At 67.0% G+C, this 17,121-nt stretch carries 15 protein-coding genes and 1 tRNA gene; 11 read left to right on the forward strand and 5 right to left on the reverse strand.

Annotated elements, in window-relative coordinates:
* Together FBQ73_RS11520 and FBQ73_RS11525 are read left to right on the forward strand one after the other, a co-directional pair.
* Positions 1-3,219 carry an efflux RND transporter permease subunit gene (locus tag FBQ73_RS11520; RefSeq protein ID WP_138399605.1) on the forward strand — a complete coding sequence of 1,073 codons (3,219 nt, stop codon included), beginning with the start codon at positions 1-3 and terminating at the stop codon, positions 3,217-3,219.
* 101 nt (positions 3,220-3,320) lie between these two features.
* Positions 3,321-3,396: transfer RNA gene (locus tag FBQ73_RS11525), tRNA-Ala, on the forward strand.
* A gap of 374 nt (positions 3,397-3,770) precedes the next feature.
* Here FBQ73_RS11525 and cls read toward each other — a convergent pair.
* Entirely contained in the window at positions 3,771-5,231 is a 1,461-nt protein-coding gene (gene cls, locus FBQ73_RS11530; protein WP_138399606.1) for a cardiolipin synthase, read from the reverse strand.
* A gap of 121 nt (positions 5,232-5,352) precedes the next feature.
* Positions 5,353-6,489 carry a linear amide C-N hydrolase gene (locus FBQ73_RS11535; RefSeq protein WP_138399607.1) on the reverse strand — a complete coding sequence of 379 codons (1,137 nt, stop codon included), beginning with the start codon at positions 6,487-6,489 and terminating at the stop codon, positions 5,353-5,355.
* 588 nt (positions 6,490-7,077) lie between these two features.
* Between FBQ73_RS11535 and FBQ73_RS11540 the strand changes: the two genes are divergently transcribed.
* The 6 genes from FBQ73_RS11540 (at position 7,078) to FBQ73_RS11560 (ending at position 12,086) form a co-directional block, all read left to right on the forward strand.
* The gene (locus tag FBQ73_RS11540; RefSeq protein ID WP_246089658.1) at positions 7,078-8,553 is read left to right on the forward strand and encodes an FUSC family protein; all 1,476 of its coding nucleotides are present in this window, start codon (positions 7,078-7,080) and stop codon (positions 8,551-8,553) included.
* Positions 8,554-8,558: 5 nt separating this feature from the next.
* Positions 8,559-9,098: a hypothetical protein gene (locus tag FBQ73_RS23180; RefSeq protein WP_246089659.1), complete on the forward strand. Its 540-nt coding sequence runs from the start codon at positions 8,559-8,561 to the stop codon at positions 9,096-9,098.
* Between the two features lie 3 nt (positions 9,099-9,101).
* Entirely contained in the window at positions 9,102-10,133 is a 1,032-nt protein-coding gene (locus FBQ73_RS23185) for a TolC family protein (protein WP_281278806.1), read from the forward strand.
* A gap of 95 nt (positions 10,134-10,228) precedes the next feature.
* A complete protein-coding gene (locus FBQ73_RS11550; protein ID WP_246089661.1) occupies positions 10,229-10,879 on the forward strand; it encodes a MarC family protein in 651 nt (216 codons plus the stop codon).
* Between the two features lie 44 nt (positions 10,880-10,923).
* On the forward strand, positions 10,924-11,595 hold the full coding sequence (locus FBQ73_RS11555) for a VIT1/CCC1 transporter family protein (RefSeq protein WP_138399609.1): 672 nt from the start codon (positions 10,924-10,926) through the stop codon (positions 11,593-11,595).
* 236 nt (positions 11,596-11,831) lie between these two features.
* Positions 11,832-12,086 (forward strand): hypothetical protein, encoded by a 255-nt coding sequence (locus FBQ73_RS11560; RefSeq protein ID WP_138399610.1) that lies wholly within the window; start codon positions 11,832-11,834, stop codon positions 12,084-12,086.
* Between the two features lie 249 nt (positions 12,087-12,335).
* Here FBQ73_RS11560 and FBQ73_RS11565 read toward each other — a convergent pair whose 3' ends face one another.
* A complete protein-coding gene (locus FBQ73_RS11565) occupies positions 12,336-13,127 on the reverse strand; it encodes a TOBE domain-containing protein (RefSeq protein WP_138399611.1) in 792 nt (263 codons plus the stop codon).
* A gap of 690 nt (positions 13,128-13,817) precedes the next feature.
* Here FBQ73_RS11565 and nifH point away from each other — a divergent pair.
* From nifH to FBQ73_RS11580, 3 genes are all read left to right on the forward strand, one after another.
* Positions 13,818-14,696 carry a nitrogenase iron protein gene (gene nifH / locus FBQ73_RS11570; protein ID WP_138399612.1) on the forward strand — a complete coding sequence of 293 codons (879 nt, stop codon included), beginning with the start codon at positions 13,818-13,820 and terminating at the stop codon, positions 14,694-14,696.
* 640 nt (positions 14,697-15,336) lie between these two features.
* Positions 15,337-15,855 carry a LolA-like protein gene (locus FBQ73_RS11575; RefSeq protein ID WP_170218846.1) on the forward strand — a complete coding sequence of 173 codons (519 nt, stop codon included), beginning with the start codon at positions 15,337-15,339 and terminating at the stop codon, positions 15,853-15,855.
* Positions 15,856-15,885: 30 nt separating this feature from the next.
* Positions 15,886-16,191 carry a peptidylprolyl isomerase gene (locus tag FBQ73_RS11580; protein WP_138399614.1) on the forward strand — a complete coding sequence of 102 codons (306 nt, stop codon included), beginning with the start codon at positions 15,886-15,888 and terminating at the stop codon, positions 16,189-16,191.
* On the opposite strand, the gene FBQ73_RS11585 is transcribed toward FBQ73_RS11580, so the two are convergent.
* Positions 16,137-16,442: a hypothetical protein gene (locus FBQ73_RS11585; RefSeq protein ID WP_138399615.1), complete on the reverse strand. Its 306-nt coding sequence runs from the start codon at positions 16,440-16,442 to the stop codon at positions 16,137-16,139. The genes FBQ73_RS11580 and FBQ73_RS11585 overlap by 55 nt on opposite strands.
* Before the next feature lie 169 nt (positions 16,443-16,611).
* Positions 16,612-17,076 (reverse strand): hypothetical protein, encoded by a 465-nt coding sequence (locus FBQ73_RS11590; protein WP_138399616.1) that lies wholly within the window; start codon positions 17,074-17,076, stop codon positions 16,612-16,614.
* Positions 17,077-17,121 lie beyond the last annotated feature (45 nt).

Here is a 17,121-nt window from a genome sequence, read left to right on the forward strand (position 1 = left end):
ATGACCAGCAAGACCCGCTCCCTCGGCCTCGCCGGCGTGCTGACGCGCGCCTTCATCACCTCGCCGCTCACTCCCCTCCTCCTCATCGCCGCCTTCGCCTTCGGCCTCATCGCGCTCATCACCCTGCCGCGGGAGGAAGAGCCGCAAATCTCCGTGCCCATGGTGGACATCTCCGTCTCGGCCCAGGGCCTGAAGGCGGAAGACGCGGTGAAGCTCGTGACCGAGCCGCTGGAAACCATCGTCAAGGCCATCGACGGGGTGGAACACGTCTATTCCACCACCCAGGACGACGGCGTCATCGTCACCGCCCGCTTCCTCACCGGCACCAGCCCGGATGCCGCGATCCTGCGCGTGCACGAAAAGGTGCGCGCCAATCTCGACCGCATCCCGGTGGGCATCACCGAGCCGCTCATCGTCGGGCGCTCAATCGACGACGTGGCCATCCTCGTCCTCACCCTGACACCCAAGCCGGAGGCGTCGGAGCGCTGGACCGCCAACGCCCTCACCCGTGTCGCCCGCGAGCTTCAGGCGGACATCGCCAAGCTGCCGGACATCGGCCTCACCTACATGGTGGGCGAGCAGCCGGAACAGATCCGCGTCGCCCCCGATCCCGAGCGGCTTTCGCTCTATGGCATCACGCTCGCCCAGCTCGCCGGCAAGCTCGAGGGCGCCAACCGCACCTTCAACACCGGCACCGTGCGCGAGGCCGCATCCCAGCGCACCCTCGTCGCCGGGCAGACGCTCCAGACCCCGGCGGAGATCGGCGACATCCTCGTCACCGCCCGCGACGGCCGCCCGGTCTATGTCCGCGACGTGGCTCAGGTGACCCTTGCCACCGACACCGCCGAGACCCGCGTGTTCCACGTGGCGAAGACCACGGACGGCCTTGCCCGCCGCCCCGCCGTGTCGCTCGCCATCGCCAAGCGGCCCGGTACCAATGCGGTGGTGATCGCCGAAGCCGTCTTGCGCCAGATCGAAGCTGCTCATGGCGGCACCCTGCCGGCGGACGTGGAAGTCCAGGTCACCCGCAATTACGGCGAGAGCGCCAACGAGAAGGCCAACGAGCTGCTGCTGCATCTCGGCCTCGCCACGGTCTCCATCGTGGTGCTGGTGGGCTTTGCCATCGGCCGGCGTGAGGCGCTGGTGGTGGCGGTGGTGATCCCCACCACCATCCTGCTCACCCTCTTCGCCGCCCGGCTCATGGGCTACACGCTGAACCGCGTGAGCCTGTTCGCGCTCATCTTCTCCATCGGCATCCTGGTGGACGACGCCATCGTCGTCATCGAGAACATCGCCCGGCACTGGGCTATGAAAGACGGCCGCACGCGCGCCGAAGCCGCCATCGACGCGGTGGCCGAGGTGGGCAACCCCACCATCGTAGCGACGCTGACCGTGGTGGCGGCGCTGCTGCCCATGCTGTTCGTGTCGGGCATGATGGGGCCATACATGAGCCCCATCCCCGCCAACGCCTCGGCGGCCATGGTGTTTTCCTTCTTCGTGGCGGTGGTGCTCACGCCTTGGCTGATGCTGAAGCTCGCCGGGCGCGACACCGGCACCGCCCTCCATGCCGAGGCGGCGGACGGCGGACGGCTGGGGCGCATCTATCGCCGCGTGGCCGCGCCCATCCTCGCCTCGCGGGCACGCTCGGGGGCCTTCCTCGCCGTGGTGGGGGTGGCGACACTGGCCTCGCTCAGCCTATTCTACACCCACGGCGTGACGGTGAAGCTCCTGCCCTTCGACAACAAGACCGAGCTGGCCGTCATCCTCGACCTGCCCGCCGACACCTCGGTGGAGACCACCAACCGCACCCTTCAGGACATGGTGACCGCGCTGGCGGACCTGCCGGAGGCGGTCGCCTTCCAGACCCATGCGGGCACGGCGGCGCCGTTCAATTTCAACGGGCTGGTGCGCCATTACGGGCTCAGGTCCGCCCCCCGGCAGGGCGACATCGAGATCACCCTCCAGCCCAAGGGCGCGCGCAGCCGGGCGAGCCACGCCATCGCCCTCGACGTGCGCGCGCGGCTGAAAGCCATCCCGCTGCCCGCCGGCAGCGCGCTGAAGGTGGTGGAGCCGCCCCCCGGCCCTCCGGTTCTCGCGACCCTGCTCGCCGAGATCTACGGCCCGGACGCGGACACCCGCCGCGCCGTCGCCCGCAAGGTGCGCCAGGCGTTCGAGAGCGTGCCCTATATCGTGGACGTGGACGACAGCTTCGGCACGCCCGGCGAGCGGGTGCGCCTTGCCATCGACCAGGACAATCTTGAATTCTACAAGGTGGAGCAGGCGGACGTTTACGACGCCATCCGCTCCGTCTTCACCGGGGCGACACTGGGCTATTCCCATCGCGGCGGCGGGCGCGCGCCCATTCCCATCCGCCTCGCCTTGCCCAAGGGCGAGCAGGCGGTGGACCCGCGCACCCTCTCCACCCCGGTGCCGGCCAACGCCCTGCCCGGCGGGCGCGGCGTGGTGGAACTGGGCGACGTGGTGCGGGTGGTGCGAGAGCCCGCCTCCTTCCCCATCTTCCGCCACAACGGCCGCGCCGCCGAAATGGTCTCCGCCGACCTCGCCGGAGCCTATGAGGCCCCCGTCTATGGCATGCTGGCGGTGTCGAAGGCGCTGGCGGCGACGGATTTCGGCGACCTGCCGAAGCCTGAGATCACCCTCCACGGCCAGCCCACCGACGAAAGCCGCCCGACCCTTTTGTGGGACGGGGAATGGGAGGTGACTTATGTCACCTTCCGCGACATGGGCGCGGCGTTCGGCGTGGCGATCCTCGGCATCTACATCCTGGTGGTGGCGCAGTTCGGCTCATTCAAGCTGCCGCTGGTGATCCTCACCCCCATCCCGCTCACCTTCATCGGCATCATGGCGGGGCATTGGCTGTTCGGCGCGCCGTTCTCGGCCACGTCCATGATCGGCTTCATCGCGCTGGCGGGCATCATCGTGCGCAATTCCATCCTGCTGGTGGACTTCATCCGCCACGCCCGCGCGCCGGGCCGCCCGCTCAAGGACGTGCTGCTGGAGGCCGGCGCCATCCGCTTCAAGCCGATCCTGCTCACGGCGCTCGCGGCCATGATCGGGGCGGCAGTGATCCTCACCGACCCTATCTTCCAGGGGCTCGCGCTCTCGCTGCTGTTCGGCCTCGCCTCCTCCACCGCCCTGACGGTGCTGGTGATCCCCGCCATCTACGTAGTGCTGCGGGGCGAGCGGAAGACGGCCTGAGGCAAGGCCATGGTGGACAGCGCAGGAATGGCACGGATTTCGCGCCCTGGGGCGCTTGACAGCATGGGGCCCCAACTCATAAATGGCGCCTCCCACGGATCGGGGCCGTAGCTCAGATGGGAGAGCGCTGCAATCGCACTGCAGAGGTCAGGGGTTCGATTCCCCTCGGCTCCACCAATTCAATGACATAAGCTATTGAAATGTAACGAGCCTCGAAAGCTCGTCGCGCCATATTCCGATACCAGCCGTTGCGATACACCCGCCGTCGCCAGGACCGCGCCGGATGCGGCGGGGCCACCGCCTAGGAACACAAAAGGGCCCGCGCGGCTTCGTTGCGCTGGTCGGCTGGGCCCTTGGTCCCGTTCCATTTGTCCCGTCGTTCCTTGGAGTCCATCCCCACGGGCGCAATACCGGGACGAAAATGGGGGCACCCCGACGCCGCGGCCGTTTCGGATGATCGTTGATACGGTCCCCGGCCTTCAGCAGCGGACGGCACCCTCATGGGGGATCGCTTTGGGCCCGGTGGTTAGCCCCCGGTCGCGGCGCACGCCCTACAGGACCGGTCCGAGCATGGCGATGGTGTTGTTCCAGAGCTGCCGCGCCGGGCTGTAGGCGTCCACCTGGGTCTTCGTCACCGGCGGCGCGGCGTCGAGGAACACCTGCTGGCGCGCCCGGACCGCGCGGGTAAAGGTTTCGTCGTGCAGGAGGATGTTGTTCTCCGCGTTCAGCTCAAAGCTGCGACGGTCGATATTGGCGGAGCCGATCAGGGTCACCTCGCCATCGAGGGTGAGGGTCTTGGCGTGCAGCAAGCCGCCGACATATTCGCGGATCTCGACGCCAGCCTCCAGCAGGTCGCGATAATAGCTGCGGCTGGCGGACGCCACGATCCAGGAATCGCTGCGCCGGGGAAAGACGATGGTGGTTGCGACCCCGCGCCGGGCGCTGGCGCATAGAGCAGCCTGGATCGGCTCGTCCGGGACGTAATAGGGCGTGGTGATCACCAGTTCGCGGCGGGCCGCGTTCATCAGCGCGACGAAGGTCTCCGGCATGGCCGAATAGCGCACGCCGGCGCCGGAGCCGATCACCTGCGCGACGAAGCCCGACACCGAGGTGGCCTGGGATTGCGCGGGCAGCGGCTCGGCGAACAGGGGGGCGAGATCCTCGTCGGTCTGCGCCATCCAATTGCTGGCGAACAGATGCTGGTTCTGCCGCACCACCGGCCCCTCGAAACGGGCCATCACATCGACCCAGGGGGCAAACCGGGCCTTCACCGCGAAGGCGGCATCGGCGCAATTCTGGCTGCCGCAATAGGTGATGGCATTGTCGATCACCGCGATCTTGCGGTGATTGCGCATGTCGATGCGGCCCTTGAAGAGGCGCAGTAGGGGATTGCCGACCGGCAGGGCCGCGGCAAGCCTCACCCCGCTCGCCGCCATGTCGCGCCAGTGCATGGAGCGGATCAGCGCCCGTGAGCCGAGATCATCCGCCATGGCCCGGCAGACGACGCCGCGCGCAGCCGCGCGCTTCAGCGCTTCCATCACCGTCACGCCGCTCTCGTCGGCCAGCCAGATGTAGAACAGCACATGCACGCTGTGGCGCGCCGCATCGATGTCCGCGACCATGGCGGCGATGGCGGACGCGGAATCCGGCAGCAGCGCGGCCCGGTTGCCGGCGACCGGCAAAAAATGGGTCACCGAATAGCCGACCCGGAACAGCGGCACCCAGCGTTCGGGGATCATCGCCTCAGCCGACGCTCCAGCCACATCCGCGGCGGGCGGCAGGGCATCCAGCGCCGCGCGCAGCCGCGCGACGGCTTTGCGTCCCAGATTGACCTCGCCGAACAGAATGTAGGCCAGGATCCCGATCACGGGCGCGAGCACGATCACCAGCACCCAGGCGAACCGCGAGGCGGGCTCCCGGTGGGGGCGCAGCAGCGCGCGGACGATGAAGACAAGCTGGAGGCTCGCGTGGACGGCAAACAGCAGCCAGGCGACGACGGCGGAATCATGCATGGTGCGGCACGCGTTTGAAGAAAAGCTCCTCGCATTAAACCATGTTCGATACCGGCGCGAACGTGGGTCCGGTCAGGGCGCGCCTGTTCATCGGCGCGCGCCTCGGGAGCTGCGACATGCCTCAGTGACCGGGCTGGTGGAAGGCGGCCGGACTTGCAGCCTTCAACGTCTGAGTGGCATCCGGCGTTGCATCGCCCAGCTTGCGGAGGGCGATCACCCTCGGTTCGCGCACCTCGGCGAGGCCGTCCAGGTCGATGCGGGTGAAGTTCATGCCGGCGTATTCACGCACGAAGAACAGCTTGCGACCGAGATCCGACAGGCTGGTCCAGGTGGTGAACTCGGTGGCGTAGGGCTGGGCATGGTCGGCCTCGAGCCCCTCGACCTCCATGTGTCCGCCGCCGCCCTCGGGATAATCGATGCTCACGCCCCGGGGCCGGTCGAAATTGTTCATGACATGCGCGAGCGTGCGCACGGCGGCTTCGGGCGAAGCCGCCTTCTCGGTGAAGGTGGCGTAGTAGACGGCCCGGATGAAACGCCCGACCGAGGTGCTCGAGGACGGGAGCCCTGCGGTGGCGATGCCCGAATCCGGCTGCGCCGCCTTGTAGCTGCCGAACGTGGCGGTCGGCCTGTCGACGTTGAGAAGGTGGGTATAGTTGTCGAGATTGGTGAGATGCCAGTCGAACTGCGGTCCGTTGGTCATGACGCGGACCGGATTGTCGTGAAGCGACATCTCGCCCTGCTGGAACTCGATCACCATGGAGGCGCCGGTGGCGTCGTTGACCACATAGTGGAACGGCGAGACGGCACCGCGCAGGATAGGCAGCGCCTGTAGCAGGACCGGCTGCTCGGCCAGCGCCGCCTTCACCTCGGCGACGGTGGAGAACTGGCCGAGGACCCAGCTGCCGAGATCGGCGACGGACAGCACCGCGCGGGTCATCTCCACCGCCTGCGGCTTGCCGGCCGCGGCGGGATAGGACAGCAGGCTGAAGGCGAGGCCCTGATCATTGAGCCCTTCGACCACCTTGAGATCACCGAGGCCGAGAGGGGCATCCGGCGTCGGCACCCGCCACGGCATGGTCAGCGACAGGAAGCCGTGGCGCGAGGTGTAGGCCAGCGCGGGATGACCGGCGATCTGCGACGAGGCGGCAAAGCCGGGCGGAAGGAAGACCACCTGGTAGGGCAGGTCTATGGTCAGCTCGAGGGTTCGGCCGAGATAGCTCCGTCCATCCGCATCGCTGTAGATGAGCGCCGTGCACATGCCGTTGCATCCTCCAAAACCAGGAACCCGGGGCGCTCGACCGCACCCCGCCGGACGGGATCGCGAACCATGCCGTCCACCCTTCCCGGAATCATCTCCGAAACGCGGAGGAACAACACGCCGCGACACGGGCCGGCACCGCTCGGGTCCCGGACCTGCCGTTTCGTGGCACACTTTTGCCGGTACGGAAAGACCGACAAATCAAGGACCTGAAGGAGCGGACCAGCAGACCGCGCGCATGGGCTATGAAGGCAAACCGCCCGATGGCGGTTCCGCGCGCGGCACGGCTGCCCATCCGAGCACCCGTCTGCAAGCCCGTCAGGAAGCCGGCCTCGAGGCTCGGCTGGCGGCCGCTGAGTGGTGTCTCAGCTTGAGGGCTTGCGGCTTCGACGGGGCATGCGGGGATCCCTCTCCCCTGGGCGGGTGAGGCAGGGGGCAAGGGTGCTTTTCTTGGTGCTGTCAGTGCCGACCGTCGCAGTCTCGCCCCTCCCCAGCCGTTCCCCTCAGGAGAGAGAAGGGGCCGACGGCGCCTCTTTTCCACCGGGACACCACCAGGCGACGGCGGATGATCCGCTGTTGCGGATCTGCGTGATCGCGCTGACCTCCTTCGCCTTCGTCTTCCTCGGCGCCGCCTCCCAGCTGGGCGAGATCGGCTCCAGCATCGCGCTGGTCATCGCCTTCATCCTGACCCTGGTGGACAGCCTGCCGCTGGGCGAGATCGCGACGCGCGGCCTGCTCTATGCCTGGCAGATGGCGGTCATGCCCATGGCGCTCATGATCGTCTTCAACCTCGTCCTCGGCACCTCCCCCCATCGCCTGCTGCGCCAGACGGTCGTGGAGCGGCTGGAGGCGGCGGCCACCGCGCCCACCGCGACCGTCACCTGGCTCCCGGGCGCCGCGCGCACCAGCTACCAGTTGCTCCTGGCGGTGGCCGCGCTGCCGGCGGGGCTGGCGCAGGAGGCCCGCGCGGCGCTATCGGAGCACTGCCGCGCCGCGGCGGCAGCGATCGGCGCCGGTGGCCGCCCCCCGGCGCCGGCCGCCCCTGCCGGCCCGGTCGGGAACGAAGCCCTGCGAACGGTGCAGGCGTCTCTTGACGGCCTCACCCGGCCCAATGGCGGCACCGACGCGGTGGCGCCCAAGCCGCCGTTCCTCGCGGCGGACGCCTTCAGCAATCCGGACTACCAGCGCTATGCCCTGAAGACCACAGCGGCCGCCGTCATCTGCTACCTGACCTATTCGCTGATCGCCTGGCAGGGCATCCATACCGCCATGATCACCTGCTACGTGGCCGCGCTTGGGACCACCGGGGAAACCGTGCACAAGCTGGCGCTGCGGATCAGCGGCTGCCTCGTGGGGGCGGCCATCGGCCTGTTGTGCATCCTGTTCGTCATTCCCCACCTTGGCTCGGTGGGCGGGCTCATGGTGCTGGTGTTCTTCGGGGTCCTGCCGGGGGCCTGGGTATCGGCCGGCAACGAGCGCATCTCCCATGCCGGGGTGCAGGTGGGGTTCGCCTTCCTGCTCACCATCCTCAACGGGTTCGCGCCGAGCCTCGACATGGCATCCGCCCGCGACCGCGTGGTCGGCACCCTGCTCGGCAATCTGGTGGTCTACCTCATCTTCACCGGCATCTGGCCCAAGAGTGCGGTGGCCGATGTGCGCGACCGCCTGGCTCGGGTCCTCGCCGCCCTGTCCCGCCTCGCGGCGCTGGAACCCGCCGCCCGCGCCGCTGCGCTGGACGATGCCGCGCGGGTGGAAGCCGAGGCGGAGAAGGCGTGCGAGCAGTTGCGGCTGCTGCCGTTCGAGCCGGCGTCGCAGCGTCCCGCCCCCGCCGGCATCGCCCGGCTCCATGCCCTGATCGCGGAAACACGGGCGCTGCTGCCCCCGCTGATGTTCTGCCCAGGGCAGGAACAGGGCGAGATCGCCCAGCGGCTTTCCCGCGCGTCGGCGCAGGTCTCCGGCACGGCCGGTGGCGCAGGCACGGATGGGGTGGCCGACGCCGGGCCGGACGCGCCCGGCTCGCTTGCCGCGCGCGTGCGCCACATCGAACAGCTCGCGGCGAGGTGACGGGCATGGCGCGATGGTCCATGCCCGGGCTCTCCCCCCGCCGCGCGGAGCTGGCGAAGCGCGGGCTGGCGGTGCCGGCCTGCGCGCTGCTGACCGCATGCGCGACCAACGCCCTCGACACCGCGCCGGCCGACCCATCCCAGCCCTGGACCCCGACCGCCCAATCGGCAACGCCAGCCGGCGCGGAGACCACGCCGCAGGCGCGGACCGAGACGGCCCCGGTGCGTGATTTCAGCGTCCCCTCGGAGCCGGTGGCGGGCGTCCTCAAGCCCACGCCCGACATCTCCCGCGACAAGCCCTACGGCCTCGCGGACCTCATCGACATCGCGCAGAACCAGAACCCGGCCACCCGCATCGCCTGGCAGCAGGCGCGACAGGCGGCGCTTGCTTCCGGCATGGTGGAGGCCACCTACCTGCCCCTCATCACCGCCAATGTGATCGGCGGCTACCAGAAGTACGAAAATCCGCTGCCACTCGCTATCGGCAGCGTCAACCAGATCACCAGCACCACCCAGGGAGTTTCGCCGCAGGTAGCACTGCAATAGCTGGTGTTCGACTTTGGCCAGCGCGGGTCGGTGCATGAAGTGGACAAGCATAATGCGACGGCCGCCAATGTCCTGTTCAACGGCCTGCACCAGAAGATCATCTATGATGTCACCCGGGCCTATTTCATCTATGGCGCGGCGCGCAGTCGCGTGGGCATCGCCGCACACAACCTGACCAACAGCGGCGACATCCTCGATGCCGCCGAGGCCCGGATGAAGAACGGGCTCGGCAACACCGTGGAAGTGGCCCAGGCCCGGCAGCAGGTGGCGCAGGCGCGCTTCGGACTGGTGCATGCGCAGGGCGCCGAACGCGACACCTACCAGGGCTTGCTGGGCGCCATGGGCGTCAGCCCTGTCACCGAGCTGAAGGTGAAGCCGGCCAACGGGCGCGCCCTGCCCGCGAGCATCGGCGCCCCCACGGAAAAGATGGTGGAGGCCGCGCTTTCCCGCCGCCCGGACGTGCTCGCCAGCTTCTCCGCCATGAAGGCGAGCCAGGCGGGCATCGGCGCGGCGCAGGCGGAATTCCTGCCGAAGGTCTATCTCGGGGCCATCGCCGCCGGCGGCAACAGCAGCCTGAGCGCCTCCGGCCTGCCCAATATCGGCCGGATGTCGTCGGCCTCGGGCGTGATGGTGGGCGCCACCATGCCGCTCTACGACGGCGGCCTGCGCGCGGCCCAGCTGAAGAACGCCGAATCCCTCGCCGCTGCCACCGAGGCCACCTTCCAGAAGGTGCGGGACGAGGCGGCCCGCGAGATCGTCGTCGCGGCCCACACCCTGCGCTCGGCGCTTGCCTCCTACACCGCCGCCACCGCGCTGGCGCAGGCGGCGGCCGTGACCTATGACGCGGCGCTCTCGGCCTATCGGGCCGGTGTCGGCAACATCAGTGTCGCTACGGCGGCCGACAGCGGCCTTCTGACCGCGCGGCTGGCCCAGTCGGACGCCCATGCCGCCGCGCTGGTCTCGGCGGCGAACCTCGCCTTCGTGCTCGGGGCCATGACTTCCCGCGACGTGCCCGCAAGCCTGATCGCGCGTTGAACGGCGCAAGGCCCGTTCGCGGCATTGAGTCAGACGGCATGCTTCGCTAGGGTCACCGGAGTACCGGATTGGCCAATTGAACGGGGCGCGCGACGTTGAACCTGACCGACGTGGATCTCACCCTCGCCGCGAAACTGTTCGCTGCCCTTTTCGCGATCATGAATCCGCTGACCATCATCCCGGTCTTCCTCAGCCTGACCGCGGACCGGTCGGCGGCGGAACGGCGCAGCACCATGCTGGTACTGAACGCCACCGTCGCGCTGGGCTGCCTCATCTGCGCCATCGGCGGGCGCTGGGTGCTATCGGTGTTTGGCATCGACGTGACCCATTTCCAGCTTGCGGGCGGGCTCATCGTCCTGCTCCTCGCGCTCTCCATGCTGAGCGGCGAGGACCACAGCGCCCATTCGGGAACCACGGAAGAGAAGAAGACCTACGAAACGGCTTCCAGCATGGGTGTCTATCCCCTCGGCATCCCGCTCTCCATCGGCCCCGGCACCATGGCGACGATTATCGTCTTCTCCCAGACATCCGGGCATCCCGGGGGCGCCGCGGGGTTCTATCTCGCGCTGGTGGGATACATGATCTTCTTCAGCGCGTGCATGGCGGCGGCGCCCTTCGTCGCCAGCTTCCTCTCGGCCACCGCGCTCAGCATCTCCAAGCGGCTCATGGGCATCGTGCTCGCGGCCATCGCTATGGAAATGATCACCACGGCCCTGCGCCACCTGTTCCCTGCCTGGGTCGGCTGAGGCGCCCGAAGGGCGAACGCGGAGCGGCCGGAAGGACCAGACGAATGTCGGCACCCAAACGCATCCTCGCCTCGCTCAAGGCCTCGATCGGCGATGTGGTCTTCGGCATGGAGGACGGCACCGTCTCCATATTCGGTCTCGTCTTCGGCGTCGCCATCAGCACCGATGATCCCCATACAGTGCTGATCGCGGGCGCCACGGGTGCGGCAGCCGCCGCCGTGTCCATGATGGCCGGCAGCTACCTTGATGCGGAATCCGTGCGGGACGCCCGCCGGGTCCGTCGCGACGGCCCCGTGGACGAGGAGGCGGCGCGGGCCGAGACCGCGGCCATCACCACAGCGTTGGCCCGCAGCGGAATGGCGCCGCAGGATGTGAGCCTGGTGGCCGACGCGCTTTCCCGCGCGCCACGGGCCGTGGCCGGCCTTCGCACGGAGCTGGCCGAGGCGGACGACGGGGCGAGCCCCACCTCGCACGCCTTCTGGATGTTCGTCTCCGACCTGTTCGCCGGCTTCACGCCGGTGCTGCCGTTCGCATTCCTGCCCATGGATAGCGCCCGCATCGTTTCGCTCGTGCTCACCACGGTGCTGCTGGTGGCGCTCGGCATCGGCCGAGGATTGGTGGCGAAACGTTCCGTGGCGCGCGCGACGCTGGAGACGCTGGCGATCGCCGCTTCCGCCGCTTTGGCCGGCATCGCCATGGGCCACTTCCTCTCCTGAGAGCCGGGCAACCTCAGCCCACGGGCCGGATTGCCTGACGGGTCTCGCCGCTGTCTCCGGCGGCCTGGCACCGGGGCGCCGGAACGCGCACCGCGCCCGGCGCCCTCACCCTTTCCGGCTGACGGCGACCTTCCGGACGCCTTTTGCCGCGGCGCAAAATCCCCTTTGACTCGTAATGTATTATTTTTATATAACGTTACACAGGCTGCCCCGCCCCCTATCGCCCGGAGACGAGTATGAATGCGTTGGCGAAGATTGATCAATCGCAATCCGAACGGCAGCATGACGACGTTCTCATCCATGTCCGCTTTCATCCGAGCGCGGAAATATTCACCATCGATGCAAAGCCTGATGAGCTGAGCCAGAGAGATTGGTTCAATCGGCTCTACATGGGCGTGCCGCAGCACTACCAGACGCTGGCGAATGGCCGCGGCTTCTTCCGCATTCCCCGCATGACGTTCGAGGCTTTGCGGAGCCAGGGCGCGGCCTGAGCTTGCGCATCTGCACTTTCACGGCGTCAACTGACATATAATGGCGAGGGCAATCGCTCTCGGCCTGCCAGATGCCCGGGGATCATGATCCGCCCGGCGGATGGGAAACATTCTCTCTCCTTCACCATCCCTGGACGGTCAGATGATCCACGGTGCTGTCACGCCTGAGGCTGGGGCCAGCCTCAGGCGTGAGGACGACAGCGGCACGGCCCGATCCTGAAAACGGCAGGTTCAAGTTCATTTCCCGCGCTAATCCACCGCGATGATAACTTGCGATGTATTGAAGAAGGCGCATGCCGTCGCGCCGACCTTCAGCTCCAGGTCATCGGCACCATCCCTTGTGACGATCGAAGTCAGCGTCTTGCCGCCGCCAAGATCGAGCACGATCTCGGAATTGACCCCGCCGTCGATACGCTCCAGCACCGTGCCTTCGATGCAGTTTGGGGTGGACAGGGTCAGGCCCGGTGTCGGCCGCGCCAGCATGACGAAAGACGCCTTGACCAAGGCGACCGCCTCGCGCCCCACAGCAATGCCGAGATCATCGGCACTTTCGTTGGTGATCACCGCCACGATGGAGTGGACGGGCGAAACCTTCAGCACAACCTCGACATTCACCGGGGCCCGGCGAACTTCTGCGACCGTGCAATGGAACACATTGCGCGCGCTCGTCTTCATGGCCACGCTCCAGAACAGCAGATCGGTCGGCCCATCCAGACCCTCTTCGGAAATGAGCGTGGAGATGCGCGAGAGCTTGTCCTCCAGCCGCCGGAACGCGGCGATGAGCCGGTGCCCTTCTTCAGTCAGCACCGCGCCGCCGCCGCGCCGTCCACCCGCCTTGGTGACAAGCACTTGGCGCGGCATCAGATTGTTGATGGAAGAGACCGCATCCCAAGCGGTCTTGTAGCTGAAGCCAAGGACCCGCGCCGCCTCGGTGATGCTCCCGTGCTGGGCCACCGCTTCCAGAATCGCGATCCGGTCGCGGCCAACCAGGAGGCGACCACCGCTGCGCAAGGCGAGCATCGCGTCGATCTTGTCCGCCATTCACACGCTCTCCCCGCGCGCTTCCACTCCCGCATCACGCCCGGCACGCCAGGACAGCGGGCTGCGGAAAGCCCCTCATTCAGGCGCAGCCTATCACACACCGTGCCATGTGGGGCCGCCCGCCCGCTCGGCCCACCGGGATATGGGCTCTCCTGGTGATATATTGAATTTATATGGAATGCCTCCAAATCTCGCATCCCTCCTATCTATGGAAGCTCTCCAGAACACTCTATTGTATTATTTGCGACAATGGCGCTGTGCGCTTCCCAACACCGAACGTTCCGACGCGATCGCCAATACACCCGTTCGAAAAAGCGTCGGCGCCCAAACCACCCGACCGGCTTCGGCGCGCGGACCCCATCCGGGCGCCGGAAGCAAAGGCAGACGGTAGAGGATATCGATATAATCGCATTATATATCGCGACCCGACACAGCTGCGCCCGCGTTCGATTTTCCATCACATTGAAATCATTATAATTCTGCAACCCACCTGCACGCAGCCCCATCGCACGCCCGTCGAACGGCGACATTTCGCGACCGGATTTTTGCGAATGCTGAATAGAGTTGGCCGCCGCTCGCCAAATGGCACTTCTCTTGCTGTGAAGCTCCAAGCATCCCGCCGCACAGACCTTTTCGGATACCCGGACCAGCGTGGCCGGCGGCGACGGATGCTCTCATCAGGAGAGAAGCATGGGCCTGCGACAGATCGCATTTTACGGGAAGGGTGGCATCGGCAAGTCCACCACCTCTCAGAATACCTTGGCTGCGCTTGCGCAGATGGGTCACAAGATCCTCATCGTGGGTTGCGACCCCAAGGCCGACTCGACCCGCCTGATCCTGCACGCCAAGGCCCAGGACACCATCCTGTCGCTTGCGGCGAACGCCGGCTCGGTGGAAGACCTCGAGCTCGAGGACGTGATGAAGATCGGGTTCGAGGACATCCGCTGCGTGGAGTCCGGTGGTCCTGAGCCGGGCGTTGGCTGCGCCGGCCGCGGCGTGATCACCTCGATCAACTTCCTGGAAGAGAACGGCGCCTACGAGGACATCGACTACGTGTCCTACGACGTGCTCGGCGACGTGGTGTGCGGCGGCTTCGCCATGCCCATCCGCGAGAACAAGGCCCAGGAAATCTACATCGTGATGTCGGGCGAGATGATGGCCATGTATGCGGCCAACAACATCTCGAAGGGCATTCTGAAGTATGCCAACTCCGGCGGCGTGCGCCTGGGCGGGCTGGTGTGCAACGAGCGCCAGACCGACAAGGAGCTGGAGCTGGCCGAGTCGCTGGCAAAGATGCTTGGCACGCAGCTCATCTACTTCGTGCCGCGCGCCAACATCGTGCAGCATGCAGAATTGCGCCGCATGACCGTCGTGGAATACGCGCCCGAGAGCGCCCAGGCCCAGCACTACCGGAACCTTGCAGCCAAGGTTCACAACAATGTCGGCAACGGCATCATCCCGACCCCCATCACCATGGACGAGCTCGAGGATCTTCTGATGGAGCACGGCATCATGAAGACGGTCGATGAGAGCCAGATCGGCAAGACCGCCGCTGAATTGAGCGCCTGATCAACTGCCCGTCCGGCGTCTTCACGTCGGACGGGTCTGCATTCTTGTGCATTGTTCGGACAACACGGCAGGTGTGAGCTTCACAAGAACATCGCAATTTCCTGCGGATGTTCAAAACGCGCACACCGGCGCTTCCCGACGGGAGCGCGGCACCCGTTTCCTCCGACCGACGGCCTTCGCCTGCCGTCGGCCCGAGCGCGGCGAAGCCGTGCACCGAACCACGCTGCGTCAAGCGCCGTGCGGATGACCCGGCGCGTCGCCGGCCGAAAGGGCGAACGGAAACAGGCCCGCCTGAAAGCAGGTGCTCATGTGCTCCACCTTCGCGATGGTGCGCGACCAGAAATTCTGGACCGTCGACGACTTCCCGAATTGAGGGCCACCCATCCGAGCTCGATCTCGCGAGGGACCCACACGGCCAAAGGGGCTCCCGGCCCCCGCGAAGGCCTTAAGGACGCGTCGTTCGAGTCTTTCCAGAGCGGAGAGGTCGGCAGGCCCGGCGCGCCTGTCGGCCGAGAGAGCTGCAGCGTGCGGAAACGGCTGCAATCCATCAGGTCGGTGGCAAAGACGGGGTGCGCGGCGAGCGCTGGCTTGGTATCAGATCACTCTGTACCCTCAGAGGCCCCCACCACGAGGCCCCCACATGGAACAACCCATGCGCGCGCTTGTAACGCCTTTTGCTCCGGCTGTTGTCGCCGTTGCCCTCCTCGCCCAGGTCCAGGGCGTTCAGGCGAACGACTGCCAGACCATCTACGAGGCCTATGAGGCCCTCTCGAAGGCGCCGGCTTACCGCCAGACCATGGCCTTTGCCGGCGTCCCGCCCATGGAGCTGATTGCCATCGGGGACGCCATCTACATGAAGCCCGGCCCGAGCTGGCAGAAACTGCCGGTGGATCCGGGCACGCGGGCGAGCATGCAGAAGCAGACCATGCCGAGCGCCGCCGCGCTCAAGGATTGCAGCCGTGTCGGCACCGAGACCGTGCGCGGGCAGCCGGCGACCATTTATCAATATACGCCCCCGCCCATGGAGGGAGCCGGACCGCTGGGGCCGCAGCGGGTGTGGATCGGCACCACCAGCGGGCTGCCCCTGCGCATGACCTCCCAGCAGGAGACTACGGACGTCAACCTCTTCTACGAGAACGTGGTGGCACCGATCCCATAGCGGATGCGGCCGGCCATTGGGCAAGGCGGGATGGCTCCGGTCCGCCTTGCCAACGGCTGGCATATCGTGCGGATGGTGGAGATGAAACCGGGCGGCGGCACCGAGCCGGTCCCCTTCGAGCAGGTGAGGGATCGGCTCGCCACGCAGCTCAGGCGCCAACGCATCGATCAGGCCCGCCAGCACTTCGTGACAGTCCTCATCGACAAGGCGAACATCGCCGTCGACGATACTTCGAAATGCACTGGGTCGCCCAAGCGACCAACACTCGATCCGGCTGCCGTCTACACCACGGCCAAGCGCTCGGCCAGTTCCGTCACGTCGTCCCAGTTCAGATGACGCGCTCCATCCGCCGTTTCCAGATGAAGACCATCCTGGGTGACGGCGGCGGAGAATTCTCCATCGCTTCCGACCGGGCTCAGATAGATGGAATCGGTCCGCCGCCAGTCATGGGCCACGGCGGTGAAGGCGCGCGACAATGTCCGCCCCTCCTCCAGGGTCAAATCAAAATACACTTGCTCGCTCAACATCATCCGCAGCATTTCGCCGAGCATCCGATGCGGCACGCGTTTGACGAGAGGATAGCTCATAAGTCGTCGCTCTCTATGAGACCGGACAAGACAACAGCGGACGCCCCGCGGCTTCAGGCAGCGGCAAAAGGGCCCCGCAAGAGACGCTGCGGGCGGGCTCCCGCCCCTGACGGGCAATGTCCACGCCACCAGCGCAGCGTCCCGGTCGTGGGATCGGTCGCCGCCGCGCCTAGACGGCGCGGACCTCCTCCGGCAGGGCGATGAATTCCAGGCGGTCGGCCTGATCGAAGTCCGCCATGGGCACCTCGAACACGAAGCGGTTCGCATACCAGAAGTTGGCATAAGGCAGGAACAGGCTGCTCGACGACAGGCTGGCCAATTGCTGCGAGCCCGCGAACAGCGCCGCCTCGAAACCGACCCCGCTTGCCGGCGCCGCGGTGTTGTCGCCAAACACCTCGAACTGGATGAACAGTTTGGCGGAGGGAACGTCGGCCTCGACCGTCTTGATCCCGATGACGCGAAGATCCTGGAAGCGGCGACCAATCTTGCCGTCCGCCAGTAGTTGCAGATACTCGTGCGCGCGCCCCTTCTTGACCACGGAGGTGTCGGTCAATGGCACGCCCAGATCGGCCAATCCGGCAGGCTTCGCGGGCGCAAGCGGCACGATGGTGCGGGTTTCCTGCAATGACGGCAAGATACGCTCCTTGTAGGGTTCGACGTCACAAACCCGACCAAACTC

It is taken from the genome of Xanthobacter autotrophicus, from assembly GCF_005871085.1.
Taxonomy (GTDB): Bacteria; Pseudomonadota; Alphaproteobacteria; order Rhizobiales; family Xanthobacteraceae; genus Xanthobacter; species Xanthobacter autotrophicus.

What these genes read in the sequence shown, in the direction of transcription:
- FBQ73_RS11520 (WP_138399605.1), top strand. Translation starts at nt 1, where the DNA reads ATGACCAGCAAGACCCGCTCCCTCGGCCTCGCCGGCGTGCTGACGCGC.
- cls (WP_138399606.1), bottom strand. Translation starts at nt 5,231, where the DNA reads ATGCATGATTCCGCCGTCGTCGCCTGGCTGCTGTTTGCCGTCCACGCG.
- FBQ73_RS11535 (WP_138399607.1), bottom strand. Translation starts at nt 6,489, where the DNA reads ATGTGCACGGCGCTCATCTACAGCGATGCGGATGGACGGAGCTATCTC.
- FBQ73_RS23180 (WP_246089659.1), top strand. Translation starts at nt 8,559, where the DNA reads ATGGCGCGATGGTCCATGCCCGGGCTCTCCCCCCGCCGCGCGGAGCTG.
- FBQ73_RS11555 (WP_138399609.1), top strand. Translation starts at nt 10,924, where the DNA reads ATGTCGGCACCCAAACGCATCCTCGCCTCGCTCAAGGCCTCGATCGGC.
- FBQ73_RS11560 (WP_138399610.1), top strand. Translation starts at nt 11,832, where the DNA reads ATGAATGCGTTGGCGAAGATTGATCAATCGCAATCCGAACGGCAGCAT.
- FBQ73_RS11565 (WP_138399611.1), bottom strand. Translation starts at nt 13,127, where the DNA reads ATGGCGGACAAGATCGACGCGATGCTCGCCTTGCGCAGCGGTGGTCGC.
- nifH (WP_138399612.1), top strand. Translation starts at nt 13,818, where the DNA reads ATGGGCCTGCGACAGATCGCATTTTACGGGAAGGGTGGCATCGGCAAG.
- FBQ73_RS11575 (WP_170218846.1), top strand. Translation starts at nt 15,337, where the DNA reads ATGGAACAACCCATGCGCGCGCTTGTAACGCCTTTTGCTCCGGCTGTT.
- FBQ73_RS11580 (WP_138399614.1), top strand. Translation starts at nt 15,886, where the DNA reads ATGGCTCCGGTCCGCCTTGCCAACGGCTGGCATATCGTGCGGATGGTG.
- FBQ73_RS11585 (WP_138399615.1), bottom strand. Translation starts at nt 16,442, where the DNA reads ATGAGCTATCCTCTCGTCAAACGCGTGCCGCATCGGATGCTCGGCGAA.